General features: G+C 71.1%; 21 protein-coding genes. 11 read left to right on the top strand and 10 right to left on the bottom strand.

The features are described from left to right. Nucleotides 1–31 precede the first annotated feature (31 nt). Nucleotides 32–1342 (bottom strand): amidohydrolase, encoded by a 1311-nt coding sequence (locus FHW12_RS18840; RefSeq protein WP_310735290.1) that lies wholly within the window; start codon nucleotides 1340–1342, stop codon nucleotides 32–34. 46 nt (nucleotides 1343–1388) lie between these two features. Then, complete coding sequence (locus tag FHW12_RS18835; RefSeq protein ID WP_182532608.1) at nucleotides 1389–2645, bottom strand: flavohemoglobin expression-modulating QEGLA motif protein; 1257 nt, start codon at nucleotides 2643–2645, stop codon at nucleotides 1389–1391. A 99-nt stretch (nucleotides 2646–2744) separates the two neighbouring features. Between FHW12_RS18835 and FHW12_RS18830 the strand changes: the two genes are divergently transcribed. Continuing rightward, nucleotides 2745–4901 carry a choice-of-anchor Q domain-containing protein gene (locus FHW12_RS18830; protein WP_182532607.1) on the top strand — a complete coding sequence of 719 codons (2157 nt, stop codon included), beginning with the start codon at nucleotides 2745–2747 and terminating at the stop codon, nucleotides 4899–4901. A gap of 101 nt (nucleotides 4902–5002) precedes the next feature. On the opposite strand, the gene rsgA is transcribed toward FHW12_RS18830, so the two are convergent. Beyond that, nucleotides 5003–6076, bottom strand: a complete 1074-nt coding sequence (gene rsgA, locus FHW12_RS18825; protein ID WP_182532606.1) for a ribosome small subunit-dependent GTPase A — start codon at nucleotides 6074–6076, stop codon at nucleotides 5003–5005. Nucleotides 6077–6325: 249 nt separating this feature from the next. Here rsgA and FHW12_RS18820 point away from each other — a divergent pair, with 249 nt between their 5' ends. From FHW12_RS18820 to FHW12_RS18800, 5 genes are all read left to right on the top strand, one after another. Then, nucleotides 6326–7564, top strand: coding sequence for an aminotransferase class I/II-fold pyridoxal phosphate-dependent enzyme (locus tag FHW12_RS18820; protein WP_182532605.1), 1239 nt, complete (start codon nucleotides 6326–6328; stop codon nucleotides 7562–7564). Nucleotides 7565–7637: 73 nt separating this feature from the next. Then, entirely contained in the window at nucleotides 7638–8273 is a 636-nt protein-coding gene (locus tag FHW12_RS18815; RefSeq protein WP_182532604.1) for an SGNH/GDSL hydrolase family protein, read from the top strand. Between the two features lie 195 nt (nucleotides 8274–8468). Continuing rightward, on the top strand, nucleotides 8469–9062 hold the full coding sequence (locus tag FHW12_RS18810; protein ID WP_259393149.1) for a C40 family peptidase: 594 nt from the start codon (nucleotides 8469–8471) through the stop codon (nucleotides 9060–9062). Nucleotides 9063–9152: 90 nt separating this feature from the next. Continuing rightward, nucleotides 9153–10094: an aldo/keto reductase gene (locus tag FHW12_RS18805; RefSeq protein ID WP_182532602.1), complete on the top strand. Its 942-nt coding sequence runs from the start codon at nucleotides 9153–9155 to the stop codon at nucleotides 10092–10094. A 49-nt stretch (nucleotides 10095–10143) separates the two neighbouring features. Beyond that, on the top strand, nucleotides 10144–10506 hold the full coding sequence (locus FHW12_RS18800) for a hypothetical protein (RefSeq protein ID WP_220484540.1): 363 nt from the start codon (nucleotides 10144–10146) through the stop codon (nucleotides 10504–10506). 10 nt (nucleotides 10507–10516) lie between these two features. Here the strand turns inward: FHW12_RS18800 and FHW12_RS18795 are convergent, their stop codons facing one another. Together FHW12_RS18795 and FHW12_RS18790 are read right to left on the bottom strand one after the other, a co-directional pair. After that, entirely contained in the window at nucleotides 10517–11248 is a 732-nt protein-coding gene (locus FHW12_RS18795) for a class I SAM-dependent methyltransferase (protein WP_182532600.1), read from the bottom strand. Continuing rightward, the gene (locus FHW12_RS18790) at nucleotides 11235–12428 is read right to left on the bottom strand and encodes a DUF3419 family protein (protein WP_182532599.1); all 1194 of its coding nucleotides are present in this window, start codon (nucleotides 12426–12428) and stop codon (nucleotides 11235–11237) included. The genes FHW12_RS18795 and FHW12_RS18790 overlap by 14 nt, the downstream gene beginning before the upstream one ends. Nucleotides 12429–12601: 173 nt before the next feature. Here FHW12_RS18790 and FHW12_RS18785 point away from each other — a divergent pair, with 173 nt between their 5' ends. Further along, the gene (locus FHW12_RS18785) at nucleotides 12602–13402 is read left to right on the top strand and encodes a UDP-2,3-diacylglucosamine diphosphatase (RefSeq protein ID WP_182532598.1); all 801 of its coding nucleotides are present in this window, start codon (nucleotides 12602–12604) and stop codon (nucleotides 13400–13402) included. A gap of 150 nt (nucleotides 13403–13552) precedes the next feature. On the opposite strand, the gene FHW12_RS18780 is transcribed toward FHW12_RS18785, so the two are convergent. Then, nucleotides 13553–15592, bottom strand: coding sequence for an Ig-like domain-containing protein (locus FHW12_RS18780; RefSeq protein ID WP_182532597.1), 2040 nt, complete (start codon nucleotides 15590–15592; stop codon nucleotides 13553–13555). Between the two features lie 250 nt (nucleotides 15593–15842). On the opposite strand from FHW12_RS18780, the gene grxD reads away from it, so the two are divergent. Then, nucleotides 15843–16766 carry a Grx4 family monothiol glutaredoxin gene (gene grxD / locus FHW12_RS18775; RefSeq protein ID WP_182532596.1) on the top strand — a complete coding sequence of 308 codons (924 nt, stop codon included), beginning with the start codon at nucleotides 15843–15845 and terminating at the stop codon, nucleotides 16764–16766. A gap of 104 nt (nucleotides 16767–16870) precedes the next feature. Beyond that, on the top strand, nucleotides 16871–17389 hold the full coding sequence (locus FHW12_RS18770) for an adenine phosphoribosyltransferase (protein WP_182532595.1): 519 nt from the start codon (nucleotides 16871–16873) through the stop codon (nucleotides 17387–17389). A 118-nt stretch (nucleotides 17390–17507) separates the two neighbouring features. On the opposite strand, the gene FHW12_RS18765 is transcribed toward FHW12_RS18770, so the two are convergent. The 3 genes from FHW12_RS18765 to FHW12_RS18755 all read right to left on the bottom strand — a co-directional run bounded on the left by FHW12_RS18765 (nucleotide 17508) and on the right by FHW12_RS18755 (nucleotide 20456). Beyond that, entirely contained in the window at nucleotides 17508–18224 is a 717-nt protein-coding gene (locus tag FHW12_RS18765) for a VIT1/CCC1 transporter family protein (protein WP_182532594.1), read from the bottom strand. A 32-nt stretch (nucleotides 18225–18256) separates the two neighbouring features. Then, nucleotides 18257–19045 (bottom strand): AMP nucleosidase, encoded by a 789-nt coding sequence (locus FHW12_RS18760; protein ID WP_182532593.1) that lies wholly within the window; start codon nucleotides 19043–19045, stop codon nucleotides 18257–18259. Between the two features lie 73 nt (nucleotides 19046–19118). Beyond that, nucleotides 19119–20456, bottom strand: a complete 1338-nt coding sequence (locus FHW12_RS18755; RefSeq protein ID WP_182532592.1) for a hypothetical protein — start codon at nucleotides 20454–20456, stop codon at nucleotides 19119–19121. Nucleotides 20457–20552: 96 nt separating this feature from the next. On the opposite strand from FHW12_RS18755, the gene FHW12_RS18750 reads away from it, so the two are divergent. Together FHW12_RS18750 and FHW12_RS18745 are read left to right on the top strand one after the other, a co-directional pair. Then, entirely contained in the window at nucleotides 20553–22973 is a 2421-nt protein-coding gene (locus FHW12_RS18750; RefSeq protein ID WP_182532591.1) for an acyl-CoA dehydrogenase, read from the top strand. A 2-nt stretch (nucleotides 22974–22975) separates the two neighbouring features. After that, entirely contained in the window at nucleotides 22976–23611 is a 636-nt protein-coding gene (locus FHW12_RS18745; RefSeq protein WP_182532590.1) for a 2-hydroxychromene-2-carboxylate isomerase, read from the top strand. A 6-nt stretch (nucleotides 23612–23617) separates the two neighbouring features. On the opposite strand, the gene FHW12_RS18740 is transcribed toward FHW12_RS18745, so the two are convergent. Further along, on the bottom strand, nucleotides 23618–25351 hold the full coding sequence (locus tag FHW12_RS18740) for a sensor domain-containing diguanylate cyclase (protein WP_182532589.1): 1734 nt from the start codon (nucleotides 25349–25351) through the stop codon (nucleotides 23618–23620). Nucleotides 25352–25364 lie beyond the last annotated feature (13 nt).

Here is a 25364-nt window from a genome sequence, read left to right as displayed (position 1 = left end):
CGCGGCGATCGGGCGACCTCGCTGCCCGCGCTTACGAATGCGGCGCGCCGTGGCCGAGGAAATCGAGCGCGGCCTGCAGCATCGCGCTCGTGCCGACCGCGAGCGCGCCCTCGTCGAGGAAGAACTTCGGCGAGTGGTTGGTCGGCGCGCTCGCGGGATCCTGCCCCACCGGCGTCGCGCCGACGAAGAAGTAGACGCTCGGCGCCTGCGCGCCCTGGCCGAGCTGCGGGAAGTCCTCCGACGCGGTCCAGCGCTGCGCCTCGAGCACGTGCTCGCGCCCGACCGCGGTCTCGAGGCTCGCGCGCACGCGCGCGGTCAGCGCCGGATCGTTGTAGTTGACCGGGTTGCTGCCCGGCGCCGGCACTTCGGCGTCGACGGTCGCGCCGTTCGCCGCGGCGACGTGCTCGGCGATGCCCTTCAACGCATCGAGCGCCTGCTTGCGCATGTCCTCGTCGAACGCGCGCACGGTGCCTTCGAGATGCGCGGTGTCGGAGACGATGTTGAAGCGCTGGCCACCGTTGAATACGCCGAACGTGACGACGGCGGGATCCTTGTTGATGTCGAGGCGGCGGCTCACGATCGTCTGCGCCTGGGTGACGATCTCGGCCGCGGTGACGACCGCGTCGACGCCCTTCCACGGCGTCGCACCGTGCGCCTGGCGCCCGTGCACCGTGATGCGGAACGTGTCCGAGCTCGCCATCGCGCCGCCTGCGCGCACGGCGACGTCGCCGACCGGATAGGCGCTGACCACGTGCATGCCGAATATCGCGTCGGGCTTGAAGTCCTTGAACACGCCGTCCTTGACCATCAGCGGCGCGCCGCCTTCCTCGCCCGCGGGGGCACCCTCCTCGGCCGGCTGGAATACGAACATGACTTCACCCGGGAGGTCCTTGCGCTGCTTCGCGAGCGCGGCGGCGAGGCCGAGCGTCATCGCGGTGTGCGCGTCGTGCCCGCACGCGTGCATGACGCCGACGGTCTTGCCCATGTACTCGCCCTTCGCCTTCGACGCGAACGGCACGTCGACGTCCTCGGTGACCGGCAGCGCGTCCATGTCGGCGCGGATCGCCAGCTTCGGCCCCGGCTTGCCGCCCTTGAGGATGCCGACGACGCCGGTCCTGGCGATGCCGGTGCGCACGTCGAGCCCGAGCTTCTTCAGTTCCGCCGCGACGAGCTTCGACGTGCGTACCTCGCGGTTGCTGAGCTCGGGGTGCTGGTGCAGGTCGCGTCGCCACGCGGTGATCTGCGGCAGCAGCGGTTCCACCTGCGCGCGCGCATCGGCGGCATGCGCGGGCGCGGCGGCGAAGGTGGTGGCGAGCGCGGCGGCGAGCAGGGACTTTTTCACGACGGGATCCTCGGAGTGGACGTGTGCGAACGATGGACGGATGCGCTCAGAGGCCGAGCACGAGGTCTTCGGCCTCGACGCGGTCGAGCCGGATGCGGTTGGCGAACAGCGAGAACGCGAGCATGCCGGCGAGCCCGTGCGCATGCTGCACCCACGGCGGCAGGTAGCGCGGCTGCGCGATGTAGCCGTTGTCGAAATAAGGCTCCAGCGCGATCACGTCGTGCAGCGCGCACTTGCCGGCGAACAGGTTGCGGCACAGCGCCATGCGCTGGTTCTTCAGCGCCCAGCGGAAGAACGTGTGCACCGACAGCAGGCCGCGCAGGTAGACCGCGTCCTTGGTGAACGCGGCACCGCCGCCGACCGGCGCGCCGCGGAACACGCGCTGCGCCGAGGTGAAGCTGTCGGTGTCGCTCTGCCCCGCGTCCATGAAGAAGCGGAACACCTCGATGAAGTCGGCGCCGCGGATCGCCATGTCGATGCCGACGATGCGCAGGCTGATGCGCTTCATGCGCGCGATGTCGATCGAGCCCGACATCAGTTCGGCGAACACGGCGAGGCCTTCCTGCGTCGCCGTGATGCGCGGCGACGAGCGCGCGAGCGACTTCAGGTTCGGTTGCGCGCGTCCGTTCAGCGCGGTCAACGAGTGCACGAACGCCTCGTGCGCGAGCAACTGGTCGCGGTCGTAGTTGGAGAACGTCGTCGCCGAACGCAGGCGGATGCGCGTCGCGCCCGCGGCCGCCTTGGCGATGAGATCCGGATCGACTTCGACGCGGATCGCGTCGACGCCGAAGAAGCCGTCGAGGCGCTGCTTGAGCTCGATGCGCAGCAGTTCGGCCGGGATCTGCGTCTCGATCTCGTCGAGCGGCGCACCGCTGTTGTACTCGTCGGCGATCGCGATGAAGTGGCGCGCGGCGTCGACGTTGGTGAGCGTCGCGCCGGGCACGCGGTCGCCGGGCAGGCCGTACAGCTTGGCCGAATGCGCGGTGATCGCGGGCGTGCCCATCGCCTCGAGCAGGTCGGTCGCGACGCGCCACGACTCGGCCGTGCGCCGGATGTAGTCGCCGATCGGATGCGCGGGATCGGCCGCGCCGGAAATCGCGTCGAGCTTCGCGCGCGTGTCGCCGAAGTCGAGGCGCGGATAGGTCACGTCGGGGAGTTTCGCGCGCCCGGCCTTCCACGCCGCGATGAAACCGAGCTCGATCGACGCCGGCCAGCTCACCGAGTCGAGCAGGCGGATGCCGCGCGTCGCCTCGACGAGGCGCGCATCCAGCGTCGCATGGAGATCCGCAGCGCTCGCAGCCATGTCCACCCGTGCGGTCGTTCAGGCCAACCTTAGCAGACCGCCTGCTAGGATGGACGACGGGGCGGGGGATGCTTTGCGACACGACATCCGGAGATCGACATGCCCCGACGCCTTCGCGTATTCCATCCCGTCCCACTCGCCGCCGCGCTCGCCTGCGCATTCGCCGCCGAGGCCGCCGTGCCGGCCGCACCCGGCGCGCATGCGTCGCCGCGCTACGCGTTGCGCCTCGAGGCGCGTCGGCAGCCGCCGCGCACGCATGCGCCACGCGCCGCCACGGCGCCGCGCGGCGCGACCTTGCCGGTGACGAGCTGCCTCGACGACGGCAGAGCGGGCAGCCTGCGCAGCGTGCTCGCGGGCGCCGCCGAAGGCGACGTCGTCGATCTTTCCGCGCTCACCTGCAGCACGATCACCCTGACCCAGGGTGCGCTCGACACGAGCGTGCTCGGCGACCACCACCTCTACGACGTGACACTGCAGGGCCCCGGCCGCGACGCGCTCACGATCGATGCCGGCGGCCAGTCGCAGGCGCTCGTGATCGGCGGCTTCTCCAGCGACAAGGGCACGTTCACCGCGAACGACCTCACGATCGCCAACGGCAGCTACGCCGGCAGCCTCGCCGCGTGCATCGAAGGGTTCGGCGGCACGCTCGCGCTGAATCGAGTCACCGTGACGAACTGCCATGCGAGCGGCACCTACCAGCTCGTGTTCGGCGGCGCGGTCGACGTGACGACCCTGGTCATGACCGACAGCCGCATCACCGACTCGACGCTGACCGCGACCGGCGCGCACGGCACCGGCGCCGGCGGCGGCGCCTACGCGAGCGACGGCGCGACGCTCGTGCGCAGCACGATCTCCGGCAACGCGGTCGTGGCGCCGTACGCTTCCTACGACGGCTACGCGACGGTCGGCGGCGGGCTGTATTCGCGCGGGGAACTGTCGCTGGTCGACAGCACGATCTCCGGCAACACGATCGAGGCGACGCAGGGCGACGAGGACGCGAACGGCGGCGGCGCGTACGTGCGCGGCGTCGCGACGATCGCCGGATCGACGATCGACGGCAACACCGCCGACGGCGACGGCGGCGGCGTCTACAAGTCGGTGTTCAGCGTCTACGGCGATCCGCCGCCGCCGCAGGACACGAAGCTCGTCGTCCACGACAGCACGTTCTCCGCCAATACCGCTGCGCGCGGCGGCGGCATCGCGAGCGCGCGCCCGCTCGTGCTCGCCAACAGCACGGTCGCGTTCAACACCGCCGCTGCCGGCGGCGGTGGCGTGATGTTCCGCCTCGCCGGCATCTACGACGCCGAAGGCACGCTCGACCTGCGCAGTTCGATCGTCGCCGCGAACACGACCGGCCCGTCGCCCGCGTTCGCGGCCGACCTCGGTGCCGACGGCACGCTGGCCGTGAGCGGATCGCATGCGCTCGTCGCCGCAGCGGATGCGGCGATCAGTTTGCCCGCGGACACGATCGCCGACGACCCGCAGCTGTTCCCGCTCGCCTGGAACGGCGGCCCGACGCGCACGCACGCGTTGTCGGCGACGAGTCCCGCCCGCGACGCCGGCAGCAACGACGACGCGCTCGCGTTCGACCAGCGCGGCACGGGCTTCGCGCGCGTATCCGGCGCGGCGGCCGACATCGGCGCGTTCGAGACGCAACAGGCGATCAGCGACACCGTGTTCGAGGATGGCTTCGACGGCGCGATCGAACCGGCAGCCGTCGAGCACGCCTACGACGACGGCGACGGCGACACCAACCAGGGGCCGCCGTCGACGTTCGATCCGGACATGCTGTGGGGCAACTATTTCCTCGCGGCGCCCGGCGGCGAAGTCGTCACGCGCATCTCGGTCGCGTTCGGCCCGACGTTCCCGTCGCTCGCGAACGGACCGGTCACGTTCTGGCTGCTCGAGGACGACGATGCCGATGGCGACCCGCGCAACGCGCACGTCGTCGCGAGCACGAGCGGCACGCCGAACGTGTTCAACGACACGTTCTTCGAGGTCGACGTCCCGCCGACGTTCGTGCACGGCGGCTTCTTCGTCGGCGCGAGCGCGAAGCTCGACGGCGGCGCCGACCGCCCCGCGCGCGCCGACACCGGCGCGTCGGGGCACGACTCCTGGTTCTTCTACGCGCCCGACATCGCCGCGACGATCGACGACCTCGCTGCCGCGCCGTTCGGCGCGCGCAACGACGATCCGCAGTACGTCGTGTTGCCGGCGGCGTTCATGGTACGTGCGCATGGCACGACCGTGCCATAGGCGTCCTTCGCGGGAGCCCACCCCGTGCGCGACCGGTTGAGCGGCGAGCTGCAACGAAGCGAGTCGCGCACGGGGTGCGCTCCGACACGAGCCACGGCGGCTCAATGCCGCCCGTACTTCTCGTTGAGCCGTTTGCCGAGCGCCTTGGTCAGCACCTTCGCTTCGCCCTTGCGACGCATCTGCGCCTCGAGCGTGTCGGCGGTCGCGGCGAGCTCGTCGCGGAGCTTCAGGTAGTTGCGCCAGCGATCCGGATCGAGCCGGCCGTCGGCGAGTGCGGCGCGCACCGCGCAGCCGGGTTCGTTCGCGTGCGCGCAATCGCCGAAGCGGCACGACTGCGCGAGTTCGTCGATGTCGGCGAACTGGCCCTGGTCGATCTGTTCCTCGCCGGTGAGCTTGAGTTCGCGCATGCCCGGCGTGTCGATGAGGCAGCCGCCGCTCGGCAGCAGGATCAGCGCGCGATGCGTCGTCGTGTGGCGGCCGCGGCTGTCGTGCTCGCGCACGGCGCCGGTCGCCTGGCGCGATTCGCCGAGCAGCGTGTTGGTCAGGGTCGACTTGCCGGCGCCGGAGGAACCGACGAGCACGGCGGTGTGACCCGGCCCGAGGTAGGCGAGCAGCGGCGCGACGCTGTCGGCCGACTTCGCGTTGACCGCGTGCACGTCCACACCGGGGACGCGACGGCGCAGGTCGTCGACGACGGCGTCGACCGCGTCGGTGCGGTCGGCCTTGGTGAGCACGAGCACGGGCGTCGCGCCGCTGCCCTGGATCAGCAGCAGGTAGCGCTCGATGCGCGCGGGATTGAAGTCGTGGTCGAGCCCGCTCAGCACGAACACCGCGTCGACGTTGGCCGCGATGAGCTGGCGCTGGTGGCTCTCGCCGGCGGCACCGCGCTTGAGCTCGGTGCGCCGCGGCAGCACGCGCTCGATCGTCGGCGGCGAACCCGCGGCGACGAGCACGAAGTCGCCGACCGCAGGCCGCTCCGTGGGATCGAGGTCGCGCTTGAGGAAACGCGCCGCGGGCTGCGCGTTGAACATGTCGTTGCCATCGTGCAACTGGTAACCGGCGCGATGCTGCGCGACGACGCGCGCGATCGCGGCGGGGTCGGTTCCCTCCGGCAGCGCCTGCGCACGCCAGCCGATGCGGGCGAGGCGCTGGTGGGGATCGGTGATCGACGGCATCGGCCGGATTCTAGCAAGGTGCCGCCCGGAGCCCGCGCGCCTCGTGCGCTCGGCGCGGATCGTCGTCGCCGCGCGGGCCGATCCGCGCCGCCGTCGCGCGGCCATTCACCGGCGTATGCGGCCGGTTGCGGTGCAGCGCAGGCCGGATGCGGCTGGAATCGCGCTCAAATGCCCATTTGCGCGCGCCTCGCGTGCGGTGCAGCAATCGCGCTGCTAGGATCGGCCGACGTTCAATGCCGGGAAGGGGACATGCAGCATCCAACGGTCGCGACCAGCCGTCGCCTCGAGGACGTGCGCTACGACATCCGCGGGCCGCTCAGCCGGCGCGCGCACGAACTGGAGGCCGAGGGCAAGGCGATCCTGCGCCTCAACATCGGCAATCCCGGCCTGTTCGGCTTCCGCGTGCCGCAGCACCTGCGCGACGCGATCGCGACCGCCCTGCCGAAGAGCGAGGCGTACTGCCACCAGCAAGGCCTGCTCGAGGCGCGCGAGGCGGTCGCCGCGCAGCACCGCCGCAACGGTGCGCAAGCGCGTGCCGAACACGTGTTCATCGGCAATGGCGTGAGCGAACTCATCGATCTCAGCCTGCGCGCACTGCTCGACGCCGGCGACGAAGTGCTGGTGCCCGCGCCGGACTACCCGCTGTGGACCGCTGCGACGCGCCTCAACGGAGGCGTGCCGCTGCACTACCCGTGCCCGCCCGAACGCGCGCACCTGCCCGATCCGGCCGAGATCGAAGCGATGGTCACTCCGCGCACGCGCGCGCTCGTGATCATCAACCCGAACAACCCGACCGGCGCGGTATATCCGCGCGAGTTGCTCGTCGCGCTCGTCGACGTCGCGCGACGCCACGGCCTCGTCCTGCTCTGCGACGAGATCTACGACAGCGTGCTCTACGACGGCGCCGCGTTCACGCCGCTCGCGCCGCTCGCGGGCGAGACGCCGTGCATCAGTTACGGCGGCCTGTCGAAGGTGCACCTCGCCTGCGGCTACCGCGTCGGCTGGCTCTCGGTGACCGGCACCGAGCGACGCGTGCACGACCTCGTGCGCGCACTCGACCTGCTCGCAAGCTTGCGCCTGTGCAGCAACGTGACCGCGCAGTGGGCGATCAAGCCCGCGCTCGAGGGACCGAACGAGATCGGCGCGCTCACGCGCCCGGGCGGCCGCCTGCACGCGGCGCGCGCGGCGGTGGTGGACGCGGTCGAACGCAGCGAATTCCTGCGCATGGTCGCGCCGCACGGCGCGCTGTACGCGTTCCCGGGCGTCGACCCCGAGCGCCTGCCCGGCTTCGAAGACGCCACGTTCGCGCTCGACCTGCTCGAGCACGAACAGATCATCCTCGTGCCCGGATCGAGCTTCAACATCGCCGCGCGCAACCACTTCCGCCTCACCCTGCTGCCCGAACCCGCCGTGCTTGCCGACGCGCTCGCGCGCATCGAGCGCGAGCTCGCGCGCACCGCGCGCAACGCCGCGCGGCGCGTGGCGTAGGGCGGTACGCGCGACGCGCGTACCGCCGGTGCGTGCGTTGCATGTTCCAACCTCCATCCTTCCCGGATACCCGATGAACCCCGCGACCTTCCTCGCCCTCGGCGATTCCTACACGATCGGCGAAGGCGTCGCCGCGGACGAGCGCTGGCCGGCGCAGCTCGCGCGGCGCCTGCGCGCGCTCGGCGTCGCGCTCGCCGATCCCGAGATCGTCGCCACCACCGGCTGGACCACCGACGAGCTCGCGGCGGCGATGGATGCGGCGACGCTCACCCCGCCGTATGCGCTGGTCAGCCTGCTCATCGGCGTCAACAACCAGTACCGTGGCCGTGCGCTCGACGAGTATCGCGACGAGTTCGCGACGCTGCTCGCGCGCGCGCGCGCGCTCGCGGGTTCGCCGGCGCGCGTGTTCGTCGTGTCGATCCCCGACTGGGGCGTCACGCGCTTCGCTCATGGGCAAGGCCGCGACGCCGCGCAGGTCGGCAGCGCGATCGATGCGTTCAATGCGGCGGCGCGCGCGATCGCGAGCGCCGCGGGCATCGCGTTCGTCGACGTGACCGCGGCTTCGCGCGAGGCCGGCGACGGCGAGGCGATGCTCGTCGCCGACGGCCTGCACCCCTCGGCGGCGCAGTACGCGCTGTGGACCGACGAGATCGTGCCGGTCGCGCGTGCGCTGCTCGAAAAGGCCGTTCCGGAGGGTCCTGGCGGCTGATTCCGCGCCGCGGTTCGCAGGCCACGGCGGAACTGCGTCACAAAAATCCGTCGAAATCGTCCTTGGCTTAACGTCAGCCAAACAACTCCGGAAAAGGGCTTTGCTACTTTCACCCCTCCACGGGGGTGGGCCGGACTGCGTATGCGGTGTCGCCTCCCTGTCTGTATCCGGAGCGCACCGATGCCATTCCAGCGAATGACAGCCTTGTTTTTGCTCGCCTTGGCGGCGACGCAAGGCACTGATGCGACCGCCGCCCCGTCGGCCGTCGACCTTCGCCCCTGGCAGCTCGAATCCGCTTCCGCGATCGCCTCGACCGCCTGGCCGGCATCGGGCGCGTTCCTCGTCGACAACGCGGCCATCGCGCCGGACGCCGCAGCGGCGCCGGACGTCGCCGCTCCCATCGGCGGCCTGCGCAAGCTGCTCGCCGAGTTCTCGATGACCCTGCAGAACATCCGCTACCGCCGCGGCGGTCGCGACCCGAAGACCGGCTTCGACTGCAGCGGTTTCGTGCGTTACGTGTTCCACCACAGCGCCGGCGTCGACCTGCCGGTCGACTCGGCGAGCCAGTACCGCGCCGGCATCAACGTCGCACGCGCCGACCTCAAGGTCGGCGACCTCGTGTTCTTCAAGATCCGCGGCAAGCGCGTCTCGCACGTCGGCATCTACCTCGGCGAGGGTCGCTTCATCCATTCGCCGTCGACCGGCAAGAGCGTCAGCATCAGCCGCCTCGACGAAGGCTACTGGACGCGCCGCTACGCGGGCGCCAAGCGTCCCGACGTCCTTTCCTGACCGATCCGGCGCGCGGCCCGTCCCGCGCGTTCCGCCTGCCCTCGCGCGCCGCGCGCGCAGATCCGCCGGATCCTCTCGCTGGAGTCCGCGATGAATCGACGCCGCCTCGGCCGTTCCGACCTGTCCATCGCCCCACTCGCGCTCGGCACCAACGTGTTCGGCTGGAGCGTCGACGAAGCGGGCGCGTTCGCCGTGCTCGACGCGTTCGTCGACGCGGGGCTCGATCTGCTCGACACCGCCGACGCGTACCCGGCCTGGGTGCCCGGCAACCAGGGCGGCGAATCGGAAACGATGATCGGCCGCTGGCTCGCGCGCAGCGGCAAGCGCGACCGCGTCGTCGTCGCGACCAAGGTCGCGAAATGGTCGCGCCACCGCGGCCTCTCGCCCGCGAACATCGAGGCCGCCGCCGACGAATCGCTGCAACGCCTCGGCGTCGACGTGATCGACCTCTACTTCGCGCACGAGGACGACGCCAACGTACCGCTCGCCGACACGCTCGGCGCGTTCGCGCGACTGATCGAGCGCGGCAAGGTGCGCGCGATCGGCGCATCGAACTACACGGCCGCGCGTTTCGCCGAAGCGCTCGAAACGAGCGAACGGCTCGGCCTGCCGCGCTACGAAGTGCTGCAACCCGAATACAACCTCGTCGCGCGCAAGCCTTACGAAACGGACTTCGCGTCGCTCGTGCGCGAGACCGGCGTCGGCGTCGTCTGCTACTACGCGCTCGCGAGCGGGTTCCTCACCGGCAAGTACCGCAGCGAGGCCGACCTCGGCAAGAGCACCGCGCGCGGCGGCGCGGTCGGCAAGTACCTCAACGGCCATGGCCTGCGCGTGCTCGCCGCGCTCGACGACGTCGCGCGCCGCCACGAGGCGACGCCGGCGCAGGTCGCGCTCGCCTGGCTGATCGGGCGTCCCGGCGTCAGCGCGCCGATCGCGAGTGCGACGACGCCCGCGCAGGTCGCCGAACTCGCAGGTGCCGTGCACTTGCGCCTGTCCGACGAGGACATGCAGCGCCTCGACGTCGGCGCCTGAGCGCACGCGTCGCAACAACATGCCTGCACCCATGACCACGCCCGGATCCGTGCGCACCCTGCTTGGCATGCTGCTCGGCGTCGGCCTGTTCCTCTCCCAGACCGCGACGCATGCGCTCGTCCGCACGCTCGCCGGCATCGCCGCCGTCGGCTGTGCAGCGGCGATCATCGTGCTCGCGCGCCGCTCGCCGACACCGCGACCGACCGTCTCCGACGAACGCCCGGCGCTGTTCCGCCTCGCCCGCTCGCTGTGGCTCGGCGGCGGCGGGTTGGTCTTCCTCGTCGCCGGCGAGCTGGTCGGCACGTCGGAACTGCAAGGCCCGCTGCGCGGGTTCGGCCTGTTCCTCGTCGCTGCCGCCGCGCTCACGTACTTCTTCGGCCGCGGCACCGGCGGCACGGATCTCGACGTCTAGCGCGCCGGACTCAGGTCTTGCGGCCGAGGAAGCGGTAATACGGCACGCGCGCGCACGGCAGGTACGGCACCGCCGCGCGCGCTTCGACCACCGCGTGAGACGGCAACGCGTCGCGCAAGGCGGGCAGGTGCGCCGCGTCGAGGCGCACGCCGTCGTGGCGGAACCAGAACGGCCAGAAGCGGCGCGTGAACGCGCCGTGCTGCGCGGCGCCGGGCGCGCTGCGCGCAGGCGAGACGTGGAAGTCGACCACCGCGAGCACGCCGCCGGGCGCGAGCATCGTGATCGCATTGGCGATCGCGGCGCGCCAGTCGGGAATCATCGTCAGCGCGTACGAAAGGATCACCGCGTCGACCGCGCGGCGTGGCCGCCACGTCGTCGCGTCCGCCTCGATCGCGTGCAGCTGCGGGAACGCGCGCCGACGCTCGCGCGCGCATTCGAGCAGTGGCGCGCAGAGGTCGACGACGTCGTAGCGCGCGATGCGCGAGGCGCGCGCGCCGAAGAACTCGAGGTTGCGGCCGGTGCCGCCGCCGAGTTCGACGACGTGCGCCCCGTCGTGCAGCCCGATGTCCGCGACGAGCTCCGCGCGCCCTTGCAGGAGGCGTTCGCGGAAGCGGTCGTAGTGCGTCGACTGCGCGCCGTAGAACGCGCCGAGCGCCTGCGCGTGCGAACCCGCGCGCGGCATGCCGCGCACGAGCCGCGCGAGCACGGCGACGTCGCCGCGCAGCGCTTCAAGCCGGGACATCGGCGATCACGAACCCGGCGTAGGTGTGCACGCGGTCATGCGGCTGCAGCGCGTCCGCCTCGGCGTCCATGAAACGGAACGCGTCGCGCAGGCGCTCGCGCGCGGGACCGATGCGTATCTCGTCGAGATAGGCCGGGCGCGCCTGCGCGCTGCGCAACAGGATGCGTGCGCCGGGCGCCGCGCGCTCGCGGATCGCCTCCCACTCCTCGATCAGCGCGGCCGGATGATAGGAACTCATCCAGTCCATGTGGTCGAGCAGCACGAAGCGCGTGATCGGCGCGTCGTGCGCGCGCAGGAACTCCGTCACCGTGGTCGTGTGCGGCACGATGCGATCGACGAGTCCGGCCTTGAGGCGCTCGAAGTTGTCCTGCTTGAGGTATTCGGGGCAGCAATCGCGGCGGTAGCGGCCGGTCATGTAGACGTGCCAGAAATAGTTGTCGGCGAGCGGCAGCTGGCGGAACACGTACTGCACCGCGCTGCGGATGAAGCCCGACACGCCGTGCTCGTGCTGCGCCTCGACCAGGCGCCGCTGCGGGTACGGCACGCCGAGCAGGCTCATGACGAACTGGCGCGAGATGACCCAGTTGACCGGCGTGTTCCACAGCTGCGGCGCGACGCGGCCGTCGTAGATCACGCGCTGCTCGTCGACGTCGCGCGCGAGGAACAGGTCGTCCATCGCGCGGCGCAGGCGCGGGCGCGTCGCGAAGTAGGCGCGCACGCCGCGCGCGACGCAGCCGGACAGGCCGTGGAAGTAGAAGCTGCCGCGGCGGCTCGTGAACCAGTCGGCGTGGCGGTCCCACCACGCGCGCGCGAATTCCGACAGTTCGCCGCGCAGCGCGTCGCCGTAGATCTCGGCGAAGCGTGCGTGCCAGCCCTCGCCGAAGATCGCGAAGTAGTCGTCGAAACCGAGCGTGCGGATGCCGGCGATCTTCAGCTCGAGCAACGCGTTCTGGCGCGGGTTCGCGTCGACCGCGTGGATGCTGCGCGGCCCCTGCAGCGCGTAGTCGAGCGCGTTGCAGCCGGCGCTGGTGATCACCAGCACGCTGTCGTCCGGGCCGAGCGCGAGCGCGCGGCGATCGACCGCGGGATCCTCCCAGCAGGTGTTGTAGACGAGGCTGCGCGAATAGATCGCGTCGAAGATCTTCTGGTCGAGCTTGTCGCGCAGGTTCGGGATCGACATCGGGCGTTCGCGGCGGCGGGGACTCCGCACGGACGCTACGCCGGCGATGTGACACGTGTGTGTTGGCGCGCGCGGCGCGCCGCGCCGTCGCTGTCACCGCGGTGCAACCGCGGCGCAACGCGCGCGAGACGTGCGGCGCCGACACTGCGCCGGGTTCCCCGCGAGGATGCGCGATGTCGCGACTCTCGTTCCGCAGCGTGTTCATCTCCGACGTCCACCTCGGCTACGCCGGCTGCAAGGCGCCCTACCTGCTCGACTTCCTGCGCTCGCTGCGCTGCGAGCGGCTCTACCTCGTCGGCGACATCGTCGATTTCGAGAACATGGCGAAGCGGCCGTACTGGCACGCGAGCCACGCCGAGGTGATCGCCGAGATCCTCGCGCTCGCCGCGCAAGGCACGCGCGTCGTCTACATTCCCGGCAACCACGACGCGGCGCTGCGCCGCTTCGCGGGCACGCGCGTCGCCGGCGTCGAGGTCGCGCTCGACGCCGTGCACGTCGGTCCGGACGGACGTCGCTACCGGGTCAGCCATGGCGACGAGTACGACGGCCACGGCGATGCGCCGCGCTGGCTGCTGCGGCTCGGCGACGTGCTGCAGGGCTTCGTCTGCGCCCTGAATCGGCGCGCGAACGCGCTGTTGCGCCTGTTCGGCCTGCGCTACCGCCCGCTGTCGATCCTGCTCAAGACGCGCATCGGCACCGCGCGGCGCTTCATCGGCGACTTCGAGCGGCGCGTCGCCGCGCAGGCCGGTGCGGACGGTTTCGACGGCCACATCTGCGGCCACATCCACTACGCGAACATGCACGAGCACGCCGGCGCGCTCTACATCAACGACGGCGACTGGGTCGAACACTGCACCGGACTGGTCGAGCACCACGACGGTTCGTTCGAGCTGCTGCACTGGACCGAGCGCTGCCTCAGCCTCGCGCGCAGCGACGCCGCCGCGGCCCCGCTGCCGTTGCCTGTCGCGGCTTGACCCCCCGCGAAAACATCGCCTTGCGCGATCCATGAATGGGTCGCCCGCGTGGGCGGCGCAAGCCGCCCACGCGGAGCCGCGTCCGGGCCTGTATCGGACGCGGCGAGCGGATGCCGGGCGGGAAGCCCCGGTCATTCGCACGGGAACCGATCAATAGGGCGGCCGTTCGTACACGTACACGGCGATCGTGCCGGTCGCGGTGCCGCCCTTGCCGTCGGACACGGTGTACTCGAAATAGTCCTGGCCGAACCAGCCGTGGATCGACGTGTAGTGCACGGTGAAGTCCGGATTGATCGTGACCGTGTTGTTCGGCAGCGGCCCGGTGTGGTTCACCGCGATCACGGTGAGCGGATCGCCGTCGGGATCGGACGCGGCCTGCAGCACCGGGATGTCGATCGACGCACCCTTCAGCACGCGCACCTGCAGCGGGCCCGCGGTGGGCGGATGGTTCGGCGTGGTGATGCTCACGTGCACGGTCGCGGTCGCGTTGCCGCCGCGGCCGTCGCTGATCGTGTAGCTGAAACTGTCGTCGCCGAGGTAGCCCGCGGCCGGCGTGTAGTCGACGCCGGCCGCGGTCGCGACCGCGACGCCGTGCGAGGCGGCACCGACCGTCGTCACCACCAGCGCGTCGCCGTCGGGATCGCTGTCGTTGGCGAGCACCGCGATCGGCGTCGCCGGCGCATCCTGTTCGATCGTGGCCGCGTCGTCCTGCGCGACCGGCGGATGGTTCGTGTACTGGCGCGGGCCGAGCGTGGTCGTCTTCGTCGTCTTCTCGAAGCGGTACACGTCGACGGTGCGCTTGTGCTCGGCCGGATTGCGCAACGCGCGCTCGATCCATGCCGGCGGTGCCGCGACCGGCTCCTTCACCCATTCGACCTGCGGCGACGGCGTCGGTTGCACCGGCTGCGTCGTTTCCTCGATCGTGAGGAACTCGATGTCGACACGGCGATTCTTCTGCCGGTTCGCCGGCGTGTCGTTCGGATGCGACGGGTTCGACTCGCCCTCGCCGCGCGCATCGATCTCGGCCGCGTCGATGCCGCGCGCGACGAGATAGCGCTTCGCACTCGCCGCGCGTCGCTCGGACAGCTTCTGGTTGTAGGCGACCGTGCCGACCGAGTCGGTGTGGCCGACGACCGCGACGCGGCTCACGCGGTTCGCCGACTTGAGCTTGGTGAGGAGCTCGTCGAGCGCGGCGCGCGCGTCGGCGCGCAGGTCGGCGTGGTCGAAGTCGAAGAACGCGTCGCCGTCGAGCTTGACCTCGTTGCGGATCACCTGCGGCGCGGGCGCCGCCGCAGCCGGTGCGGGACGCTCGACCTGCACCATGCGGTACGGCTCGCGTGCACGGTAGTTCTGGCCGATGTCGTAGCGCAGCAGCAGCCAGCCGCGCGTGTCGTTCTTGTCACGCTCGAAATCGCCGCCCTTGTGCAGGCTCTCGCCGAGCAGCGACACGCTGAAGCCGGTGTTGGCGAAGTACTTGTCGAGACCGAGCGACAGCGTCCACTGGTCCGAGTCGTACTTGCCGCGCTCGTAGTCGAGGCCGCCGCGCACGCGCAGCAGCGGATCGTCGAAGTAGCGGCCGACGCGCAGGCCGACGCCGTCGTCGTACGGATGCTCGAACGCCTCGGTCAGCGTGTCGATCGTCTGCGTCTGCGTGTAGTCGCCGTGCTCGTCGGTGCCGACGAGCTGGGTCACGTCGGTGACGAGCGTCGAACCCGCGTAGCGCGTGCCCGAGGTCGCATGGCTGACGTAGGCATCGATCGAGAAATCATTCTTCTCCCAACCCAAGCCGAGCGTCGCCTTGCGGTCCTTCCAGGCGTTCTGGTCGAACGCGCCGAACGCCTTGAGCACGCTCGCGCTGCCCGCCTGCGCGCGCTCCGCCTCGGCATCGCCGCGCAGCCAGTGGTAATCGACCTGCGCACCGCCGGCGCCACCCTGGCCGAGCCAGAGCTGGGCGAGCCAGGCGTGGTCGTCGGTCTTGCCGAGGAGGCCGAGGATCTCGCCGAGCACGTCGCCGTCGTCGTCGACGCCGAGCGAAACGCGCGCGTTGGCACCGACATAGGTGATCGGCACGACGCCTTCGGCCGGCGGCGCAGGTTGCGCGCGTGCGACGTCGACGACGGAGATGGAAGACAACGCGACCGTGGACAATGCAGCCCCGACCGCGACCGCGAGCGACTTGCGACGAACCATGACACTCCTCCCGAGCTTGCGCCGATCCATGCGGAACCCCCGGCGCGATGCCGGCGACCGCCTCGCGGCGGACGGATTCCGAGCCTGTGCTGCGTTCGATGGGCCTCGCGACCCCGCCCCTACCCTGGCCCGCCGCGCTTCCCGCGCGGCGCCTTGCGACGGCGATTATCGCCTATAAATCAGGGGCTGCCCAAACCCGCCGGCCCCTGCGCCCGGCGTATCATTGCCGCCCCGCCCCACGGATACCGCCATGTCGCTCTCCCCCGCCACGCGCGCGCGCATCGAGTCGCTGCTCGCCGACCATCACGTCGTGCTGTTCATGAAGGGCACGCGCCTCGCGCCGCAGTGCGGCTTTTCGGCCGCCGCGGCCGACCGCCTCAACGCGCTGCTCGACGACTACCACAGCGTCGACGTGCTCGCCGACGAGGAGATCCGCGCGGGCATCAAGGAGTTCGGCCAGTGGCCGACGATCCCGCAGTTGTACATCGGCGGCGAGCTCGTCGGCGGCGCCGACATCGTGCAGTCGATGTTCGACTCGGGCGAACTGCATCGCGTGCTCGGCGTGTCCGCGCCCGACCGCACGCCGCCGCTGCTGACCATTTCCGACGCCGCGGTCGAGAAGGTGCGCGCCGCGCTCGCCGACGCCGGCGACGCCAAGCTGTTCCTCGTCGTCGACGGCCGCTTCCAGCCGCAGTTCCAGCTGCGCGAGCCGGGCGAGCACGACATCGTCGCCGTCGCCAACGGCCTCGAAGTTCGCTTCGACGCCGCCAGCGCGCAGCGCGCGCGCGGCGCGAGCATCGACTGGACGCGCACGCCGCACGGCGAAGGCCTCGCGATCTTCCTGCCGCAGGCCCCGCAGGCGATCCGCTCGCTCGACGTGCACCAGCTGAAGCAGCGCATGCACGCCGGCGACATCACCGTCGTCGACGTGCGGCCGGAGCAGGATCGCGCCTTCGCACCGTTCGCGGGTGCCGAACCGTTCACGCCGGAGACGCACGCGCGCCTGACCGCACTGCCGAAGGACGCCGCGCTCGCCTTCATCTGCCACCACGGCAACTCGAGCCGCAACGCGGCCGAGCACTTCCGCGAGCACGGCTTCACCAACCTGTGGAACGTCGAAGGCGGCATCGACGCGTGGTCGGTCGAGATCGATCCGTCGATCCCGCGCTACTGAAGCAACGCGGCGCCGCAGGCTGGTACGCGCGTCGCGCGTGCCGCCGTCCGGTTCGGCGGAATCGCCGCTTCGCGGCTCGACCCGCCCCACGAGTCGACGACCTCATGCACAATCTCGCCAGCCTGATCCGTGCGGTACCGGATTTCCCGACGCCGGGCATCGTGTTCCGCGACATCACGCCACTGCTCGCCGACGCTGCCGAGTTCGCGCGGTGCATCGCGCTGCTCGCCGAGCCGTGGCGCGAGGCTCGCGTGCAGGCGGTCTGCGCGATCGAGTCGCGCGGCTTCATCTTCGGCGCCGCGCTCGCGACCACGCTCGGCGCCGGCTTCGTGCCGCTGCGCAAGCCCGGCAAGCTGCCACCTCCGGTGGTCGCGGTCGACTACGAGCTCGAATACGCACGTGACCGCCTCGAAGCGCGCAACGATGCGCTGCGCAAGGGCGAACGCGTCCTCGTCGCCGACGACGTCCTCGCCACCGGCGGCACGCTGTGCGCCGCACGCACGCTGGTCGAGCGCCTCGGCGCGACCGTCGTCGGCGCGAGCGTGCTGATCGAACTCGCCGCCCTGCCCGGCCGCGCGCGCTGGGGCAATGCCTCCCCCCTGCACGCGCTGCTGTCGTACTGAGGATCGCCGCCTCCCTGCCCCGCGTACTCCGTGTTTCAGGCTCTTTCCTGATTCCGTTTTTCCTTCGTGACCTTCGTGTTTCAGGCTTTCGCTTCCGCCTGGGTCCGCAAGCCGCGAATCACACCGCGACGCCGAACAGCTTGCCGACGGCCGCGGTCGCGGCCATCGCGAGCGCGCCCCAGAACAACACGCGCAACGCACCGCTGGCGACCGGCGCACCGCCGGTGCGCGCGGCGACCGCACCGAGCACGCCGAGCGAAACGAGCGTCGCGGCCGCGACGACCGGCGCGATGTGCGTCGCCGGCGCGAGCGTGACCGCGAACAGCGGCAGGCCGGCGCCGACGGAGAACGTGATCGCCGACGTGAGTGCGGCCTGCAGCGGCCGCGCGCGCAGGGTTTCGGTGAGGCCGAGCTCGTCGCGCAGGTGCGCGCCGAGCGCGTCGTGCGCGGTGAGCTGGTCGGCGACCTTCGTGGCGAGTTCGGCATCGAGGCCGCGCCGCCGGTAGATGTTCACGAGTTCCTCGCGCTCGCCGTGCGGATCCTCGTTGAGTTCGCGCTTCTCGATCTCGCGATCCGCGGCTTCCGCATCGGCCTGCGAACTCACCGAGACGTATTCCCCGGCGGCCATCGAGAACGCTCCGGCGACGAGGCCGGCGAAGCCGGCGAGCAGCACCGCGCTGCGCGTGGCATCGGCGCTTGCGACGCCGACGACGAGTCCGGCGGTCGACAGCAGGCCGTCGTTCGCGCCGAGCACGGCCGCGCGCAGCCAGCCGCTGCGCTCGCTTCGATGCGTCTCGTGGTGGCGCTGCAGCGGTTTGCGTGTGTGGCGCGACATCGCTCCCCCTCGTGGCCGTGCGGTCGCCCGCGTCAGGCGTCGTGGTCGTCCTCGAAGCGCAGGTGCTTCACGCTGCGACCGTTGCGTCGCACGAGCTTGAGCGCCTCGATGCCGACCTTGATGTGCGCCTCGACGAAATTCGCGGTGATGAGCTTGTCGCTCGCTTCGGTCTTCACGCCTTCCGGGATCATCGGCTGGTCGGACACGAGCAGCAGCGCGCCGGTCGGGATGTGGTTGGCGAAGCCGGCCGCGAACACCGTCGCGGTCTCCATGTCGATCGCCATGCAGCGCGTCTTGCGCAGGTAGTCCTTGAACGCGACGTCGTGCTCCCACACGCGCCGGTTGGTCGTGTAGACGGTGCCGGTCCAGTAGTCGTGGCCGAGGTCGCGGATCATCGTCGACACCGCGCGCTGCAGCTGGAACGCGGGCAGTGCCGGCACTTCCGGCAGCAGGTAGTCGTTCGAGGTGCCCTCGCCGCGGATCGCTGCGATCGGCAGCACGAGGTCGCCGAGCTGGTTCTTCTTCTTGAGGCCGCCGCACTTGCCGAGGAACAGCGCCGCCTGCGGCGTGATCGCCGACAGCAGATCCATCACGGTCGCCGCGTTCGGGCTGCCCATGCCGAAGTTGATCATCGTGATGCCGTCGGCGGTCGCGTTCGGCATCGGCCGGTCGCGCCCCTGCACGTCGACGCCGTGCCACTGCGCGAACAGCTCGACGTAGTGGCCGAAGTTGGTCAGCAGGACGTGCTCGCCGAAACGGTCCAGCGCCGAGCCCGTGTAGCGCGGCAACCAGTTGTTGACGATGTCGGTCTTGTTCTTCATCGGCCGATCTTCGCAGCTTCGCGCCGCACGTCGCAACGTCCGCCACCGGCGCGCGGCGCCGCCGCTCCGATGCCTAGCGGCGGAACACGGTCCACAGCATCCACAGCAGGAACGCCCCGTAGACGACCACTCCGATCGAGCCGAGCGTGCCCGCGGCGAACGCCCAGCGTTCGTAGATGACGTCCGGGCGTGGACGCGAACGCATCGCGCGCCAGTCGGACAACGGCGCTCGCAGCGACCACGCAAGCGCGGCGAGCGCGAGGCAGGCGGCGATCCACGGCACCGAGCGCAGCAGCGGGAACGGCTGCACGTCGCCGCCGCCCGCGACGAGCGCGCGTGCGCCGGCGTTTAACGTGGTGAACAACGCGAGCAGTACCGCGATCACGACGGAACGACCGAGCGTCGCCGCCGTCACGCACACGCCGAGCGCGGCGAGCGCCCAGGCGAGCGTCGCGCGCCACTGCCCTGTCTCGTCGAACATCTCGCGCGCGCAGGTGCCGCGTTCGAAGCAACCGCGCTCGCCCGCGCGATGACGCGCGAGTTCGGCCCGATGGTCGATCTCGCTCGTGCGGTACTCGTTGCCGCCGCGGCGCACGGCGAGGTCGAGCGAGGGAATCGCCAGCGACGAAGCGTCCGCGACGAGCAGCAGGCGATGGTCGTCGTTGCCGGCGCCGCTGCGTATCCAGTCGACCGGCTCCGACGCGGTCTTCCAGCCGAGGTCGGCCATGCTCACGCACCAGAACGTGACTTCCCTGCCCGGTTCGAGGCGCGCGTCGCCGTGCGGCTCGCAGCGCACGCTCTTGTCGCGCTCGCCGTCCCACGACATCACGAGCCGCAGCGGCGCGAGCGGGGTGCCGTCGATCGGCGCGTCGGCGAGATTGCGCACCTTCACCGCGACGCGAAAGTCGTGGTAGCGATCGATGTCGATGCTCCACAGGCCGGGCGCGACCGCATTCAGCACGCGTCCACGCGACATGTCCTCGCCCGCGGCGAACACCTCGAGCAGCGCGGGCGCGAGCGCGGTGTCGACGCGCACCGCGACGACGCGCGCGAGCACGTCCGCGCGCAGCGCCGCGAGCTCCGCCTCGCCGTCGCGGCCGGCGTCGATCGCCGCGCCGGTGTCGGCGAACGCGGGCTCGTCGCGGCCGAGGAACGCGCGCCAGGCGCGCGCCTGCATCCAGCGCGCGTAGGCGGTCGCGTCCGCAGTCTGTTGCAGTGCGACCAGCTCGACGAGGACGTCCGCGCGCGCGGCCTCGTCGCCGGGCAGTGGCCGTGCGCGCAGCACGCGCATCGCCGGGCTGTCCGCCGCGGCCGGCGGCACGTAGCGCGGCCCTTCGTAGCGTGCCGGCCAGCGCAGACCCGCGGCGAAGTACAGCGCGAGGCCGAGCAGCAGGATGGAGACGATGCGCATTCGATTCCCCCGATCGATCGCGCATTCTACGCAGGCGTTCACCCGCGGTGGGGGAGCGCAACAGGCATAATCGCCGCTCCGACCGGAGGTGGCGACATGATCTGGATCGTCCTGCTCCTCGCGCTCGTGCTGTTCGCCACGCTCGCGTTCCGCGGCCTCGGCTTCCTCGCCTGGATCGCCGCGACCGGCGTCGCCCTCGTCGGCTGGCGCCTCACCGGCGGCGCGCACCCGACGCTGTTGGCGGCCTGCACGATCCTCGCGCTCGCGCTCGCCATCGTGTTCGGCCTGCCGCCGCTGCGGCGCCAGCTCGTCTCGCGCTTCGTCATGCCGGTGTTCGCGAAGGTGCTGCCGCGTCTCGGCGACACCGAGCGCATCGCGCTCGAAGCGGGCACGGTCTGGTGGGACGGCGACCTGTTCGGCGGCAGGCCCGACTGGCAGAAGCTGCTCGACTTCTCGCCCGCACCGCTGAGTGCCGAAGAGCAGGCGTTCATGGACGGGCCGGTCGAAGAACTGTGCCGCCGCCTCAGCGACTGGGAGGTCTACCAGCAGCGCGACCTGCCGCCGGAGATCTGGCGCTACATCAAGGAACAGCGCTTCCTCGGCATGATCATCCCGAAGGAACACGGCGGCCTCGGCTTCTCCGCGATCGGCCACTCGCGCGTGGTCACGCGCATCGCGAGCCGTTCGGTCACCGCGGCCGTCACCGTGATGGTGCCGAACTCGCTCGGCCCGGGCGAATTGCTGCTGCACTACGGCACCGATGCGCAGAAGCAGAAGTACCTCGCGCGCCTCGCGCGCGGCGAGGAGATCCCGTGCTTCGCGCTGACCGGCCCGGAAGCGGGTTCGGATGCCGCCGCGACGCAATCCGAAGGCATCGTCGAGAAGCGCGTCATCGACGGCGTCGAAGTGCTCGGCCTGCGCCTCGAGTGGAAGAAGCGCTACATCACGCTCGCGCCGGTCGCGACGCTGATCGGCCTCGCGTTCCGCCTCAAGGACCCGAGCAGGCTCATCGGCGACCAGGAAGACCGCGGCATCACCTGCGCCCTGATCCCGCGCGCGACGCCGGGCATCGAGATCGGCCAGCGCCACGATCCGATGGGCGTGCCGTTCATGAACGGCCCGATCGTCGGCAAGGACGTGTTCGTGCCGCTCGACGACGCGGTCATCGGCGGACGCGAGCAGATCGGCCACGGCTGGCGCATGCTCATGGAATCGCTCGCCGCGGGCCGATCGATCTCGCTGCCGGCGCTGTCGATCGGCGCGGCGCAGCTCGCCACGCGCATCTGCGGCGCGTACGCGACCGTGCGCGAGCAGTTCGACACGCCGATCGGCCGCTTCGAAGGCATCGAGGAACCGCTCGCGCGCATCGCCGGGCTCACCTATCTCATGACCGCCGCGCGCACGCTCACCTGCGGCGCGCTCGACGCCGGCGAGAAGCCCGCGGTGATCGGCAACATCTGCAAGGCCTACCTCACCGACAGCATGCGCCAGGTCGTCGCGGACGCGATGGACATCCGCGCCGGCAGCGCGATCCAGCGCGGCCCGCGCAACGCGCTCGCGCGCGCGTGGGACGCGGTGCCGATCGGCATCACGGTCGAGGGCGCGAACATCCTGACGCGCTCGATGATCGTCTACGGCCAGGGCGCGATCCGCTGCCATCCGTTCGTGCAGAAGGAGATCGACGCGGTCGCGAAGAACGACCTCGCCGCGTTCGACCGCGCGATCTTCGGCCACGTCAACCTGTTCGTCACGCGCGCCACGCGCGCGAAGCTGCTCGCCTGGAGCGGCTCGCGCCTCGCCGGCGCGCCGCGCACCGAGGACACGCACCGCTACTACCAGCACCTGTCGCGCTTCTCGGCCGCCTTCACGATCATCTCCGACACCGCGATGGGTACGCTCGGCGGCTCGCTCAAGCGCCGCGAGAAGCTGTCGGGCCGGCTCGCCGACGCGCTCGCCTATCTCTACCTCGGGAGCGCCGCGCTCAAGCGCTACCACGACGAGCCGAAGACGCGGCCGAACTACGCGCTCGCGTGCTGGTCGGCGGAGCTGTGCCTGTACCGCATCCAGGACGCGCTGCTCGGCGTGCTCGACAACCTGCCCGTGCGCTGGGCCGCGGTGCTGCTCAAGCTCGCGATCTTCCCGCTCGGCGCGCGTTTCCGCCCGCCGTCCGACAAGCTCGGCAGCGAAGTCGCGCGCGACATCCTCGAGAACCGCGAGGCGCGCACGACGCTCACCGCCGACGTGTTCGTGCCGCCGCCGGGCGAACCCGGCCTCGGTTCGCTCGAAGCCGCGCTCGACAAGGCGGTGCGCGCGATCCCGATCGAGACGAAACTGCGCGACGCCGTGCGCGCGGGCCGGCTCGACCGCGCCCCGGGTTACCTGCTCGACGACCTCGGCGTCGCCGCGGGCGTGATCAGCGGCGCCGAGTACGACCTGCTCAACGAAGCACGCGACGCGCGCGACGAAGTCATCGCGGTCGACGCGTTCGATCCCGCCGTCTACAAGACCCTGCACTGACGATGCGCGCGACCGCCACCTGGTACTTCGACTTCATCTCGCCGTTCGCCTACCTGCAGCTGCCGGCGATGCGCGCGCTGGGCGAGCGGATCGCGATCGATCCCGTGCCGATCGTGTTCGGCGCGGTGCTCGCGCGCCACGGCCAGCTCGGCCCCGCCGAGATCGCGGGCAAGCGCGAGTTCACCTACCGCTTCGTGCAATGGCAGGCGGATCGGTCGCGCATCCCCTTGCGCTTCCCGCCGGCGCATCCGTTCAACTCGCTCGCCGCGCTGCGCCTGTGCCTCGCCGCGGGTGGCGGCTGGCCGGCGGTGACGGCGATCTTCGAGCACGTCTGGCGTGACGGATGCGCCGGCACGAGCGCGGGCGAACTCGCCGACGTCGCGCGCGCGCTCGGCATCGCCGACACCGCGAGCGCGATCGCGTCGGACGCGGTGAAGGCGCGCCTGCGCGCGAACACCGACGCCGCACTCGCAGTCGGCGTGTTCGGCGTACCGACGCTCGCGCTCGGCGACGCGTTGTACTGGGGTAACGACGCGACGCCGATGATCGAAGCGCGCCTCGCCGACCCGGCCGTGTTCGACGGCGAGGAATACCGGCGCATCGCCGCGCTGCCGGTCGGCGTCGAGCGCGCGCGCTGACCCGCGTCACTCGTGCGGCCATGCCTCGCGCATGGCTTCGCCCGCCGGTGCCAGCGGGCCGCGATGCGTGCTGACGAGGTTGCGGCCGCCGCTCTTGGACAGGTACAGCGCCGCGTCGGCGCGCTCGATGAGGTCATCCGGCGTCATCACGTCGGGATCGAGCGTGGCGACGCCGATGCTGAGCGTGAGGCCGACGCGCATGCCGGAGATCAGCATCGGCATCTCCTCGACGCGGTGGCGGATGCGCTCGGCGACGCCCTCGGCATTGGCGACGGTCGCCCCCGGCAGCACGACGAGGAATTCCTCGCCGCCGTAGCGGCCGAGCGCGTCACCCTGGCGCAGTTCGGTCGCGATCGGCGCGATCACCGCGCGCAGGCACTGGTCGCCCGCGCGATGGCCGTAGCTATCGTTGACGCGTTTGAAGTGGTCGAGGTCGAGGAACAGCACCGCGAGCGGGCGGTCCTTCTCGCGCGCGGCGAGGAATGCGGCGCGCAGTCGCGCGAGGATCGCGCGGCGGTTGAGTACGCCGGTGAGCATGTCGTGCTCGGCGAGGCGGTGCGCCAGGTCGCGTTCGTGGCGGATCGACACGATGTGGTCGGCGAGGCCGAACGCAAGCACGATGCCGGCGAACGCGAACGCGGCCGGCAGCGCGAACTCGAGCCAGACCGGCTGCGGCCAGTGCAGTGCGAGCTGCAGTGCGCGCACGATCACGAACAGCAGGCCGGGCACCCACGCGCACAGGTAGTAGCCACCGCGACGGCCGCCCTGCTGCCAGGCGACGAGGCCGGCGACGAGCAGCAGCGGCGCGAGCAGCAGGAACGCGAACGCGAGCACGTCCTCGATCCAGCCGATCGAATCGATCCACGGTGCGATCACCAGCAGTGCGAGCGCGACGAGCGGCCAGCTCGCGTGCGCCAGCACGCGGTCGAGCCGCGGCGCGCCGTGCGGCAGGTCGAGGAACTGGCGCGTGAAGTCGATCGACAGGATCGCCGCGAGCAGCGACATGAGCCAGGTCGCGCGGATGCCGAGCGGTGCGAGCCAGGCGAACGGCAGGTACTCGAAGCCGATGCCGAACTCGTAGAACTCGAACAGCACGATGAACAGCATCTGGCCGACGAAGTACGCGTACATGCGCTCGCGCAGCACGATGAAGAAGCTCAGCATGACCAGCAGGGTCGCGAGCTGGATCGCCGGAAACAGGATGTCCAGTCGCGCATCGACGATGTCGCGCGCGCGCGCCTGGGCCATATCGGTGATCGCGAGCCGGCGCGGCACGCTGCTCGCGGGCTCGATCCACAGATAGAGCGGTTGGTCGGCACGCAGGTCGTCCGGCAGCACGATCGAGATCGCGTGGCGCGTGAACTCGGCGCCACCGTCGGCGCGGTAGACGCTGCGCTCGACGCCGGCATACGCGGGCGGCAGGTAGGCGGTGACCGCGAGGCCTTGCGGGTCGGCGATCTTCAGCACCGGCGGGCGCGAATCGGTCCAGTCGCTCGCGAGGCGCACGCGGTACCAGACACCGCCATGACGCGACGGCGTCAGCGCGGCATACGACTCGGCGACGAAGTGGCCGTCCTCGGCGCCGGCGACGATGCGCGCGGCCGCGTCGCGCGGCAACGCGGGCTCGAGGCGCGCGACGAGCATCGGCGCCTCGCTCGCAGCCGCGTGCAGCCCGGCGCACAGCAGCACGAGTGCCGCTGCCCGGCCGAGCCACCACCATCCTCGTGACCGATCGTCCAAAACACGCCCTTCT

It is taken from the genome of Dokdonella fugitiva, from assembly GCF_014138265.1.
GTDB classification, from domain to species: Bacteria; Pseudomonadota; Gammaproteobacteria; order Xanthomonadales; family Rhodanobacteraceae; genus Dokdonella_A; species Dokdonella_A fugitiva_A.
The sequence above is the reverse complement of the archived record's forward strand: the minus strand, read 5'-3'. Positions and strand labels throughout refer to the sequence as shown.

Bases quoted from the DNA above. Each gene is read 5' to 3' on its own strand.
- FHW12_RS18835 (WP_182532608.1), bottom strand. From the start codon at position 2,645: ATGGCTGCGAGCGCTGCGGATCTCCATGCGACGCTGGATGCGCGCCTC.
- FHW12_RS18830 (WP_182532607.1), top strand. From the start codon at position 2,745: ATGCCCCGACGCCTTCGCGTATTCCATCCCGTCCCACTCGCCGCCGCG.
- rsgA (WP_182532606.1), bottom strand. From the start codon at position 6,076: ATGCCGTCGATCACCGATCCCCACCAGCGCCTCGCCCGCATCGGCTGG.
- FHW12_RS18820 (WP_182532605.1), top strand. From the start codon at position 6,326: ATGCAGCATCCAACGGTCGCGACCAGCCGTCGCCTCGAGGACGTGCGC.
- FHW12_RS18815 (WP_182532604.1), top strand. From the start codon at position 7,638: ATGAACCCCGCGACCTTCCTCGCCCTCGGCGATTCCTACACGATCGGC.
- FHW12_RS18810 (WP_259393149.1), top strand. From the start codon at position 8,469: ATGACAGCCTTGTTTTTGCTCGCCTTGGCGGCGACGCAAGGCACTGAT.
- FHW12_RS18805 (WP_182532602.1), top strand. From the start codon at position 9,153: ATGAATCGACGCCGCCTCGGCCGTTCCGACCTGTCCATCGCCCCACTC.
- FHW12_RS18795 (WP_182532600.1), bottom strand. From the start codon at position 11,248: ATGTCCCGGCTTGAAGCGCTGCGCGGCGACGTCGCCGTGCTCGCGCGG.
- FHW12_RS18790 (WP_182532599.1), bottom strand. From the start codon at position 12,428: ATGTCGATCCCGAACCTGCGCGACAAGCTCGACCAGAAGATCTTCGAC.
- FHW12_RS18785 (WP_182532598.1), top strand. From the start codon at position 12,602: ATGTCGCGACTCTCGTTCCGCAGCGTGTTCATCTCCGACGTCCACCTC.
- FHW12_RS18780 (WP_182532597.1), bottom strand. From the start codon at position 15,592: ATGGTTCGTCGCAAGTCGCTCGCGGTCGCGGTCGGGGCTGCATTGTCC.
- grxD (WP_182532596.1), top strand. From the start codon at position 15,843: ATGTCGCTCTCCCCCGCCACGCGCGCGCGCATCGAGTCGCTGCTCGCC.
- FHW12_RS18770 (WP_182532595.1), top strand. From the start codon at position 16,871: ATGCACAATCTCGCCAGCCTGATCCGTGCGGTACCGGATTTCCCGACG.
- FHW12_RS18765 (WP_182532594.1), bottom strand. From the start codon at position 18,224: ATGTCGCGCCACACACGCAAACCGCTGCAGCGCCACCACGAGACGCAT.
- FHW12_RS18760 (WP_182532593.1), bottom strand. From the start codon at position 19,045: ATGAAGAACAAGACCGACATCGTCAACAACTGGTTGCCGCGCTACACG.
- FHW12_RS18755 (WP_182532592.1), bottom strand. From the start codon at position 20,456: ATGCGCATCGTCTCCATCCTGCTGCTCGGCCTCGCGCTGTACTTCGCC.
- FHW12_RS18750 (WP_182532591.1), top strand. From the start codon at position 20,553: ATGATCTGGATCGTCCTGCTCCTCGCGCTCGTGCTGTTCGCCACGCTC.
- FHW12_RS18745 (WP_182532590.1), top strand. From the start codon at position 22,976: ATGCGCGCGACCGCCACCTGGTACTTCGACTTCATCTCGCCGTTCGCC.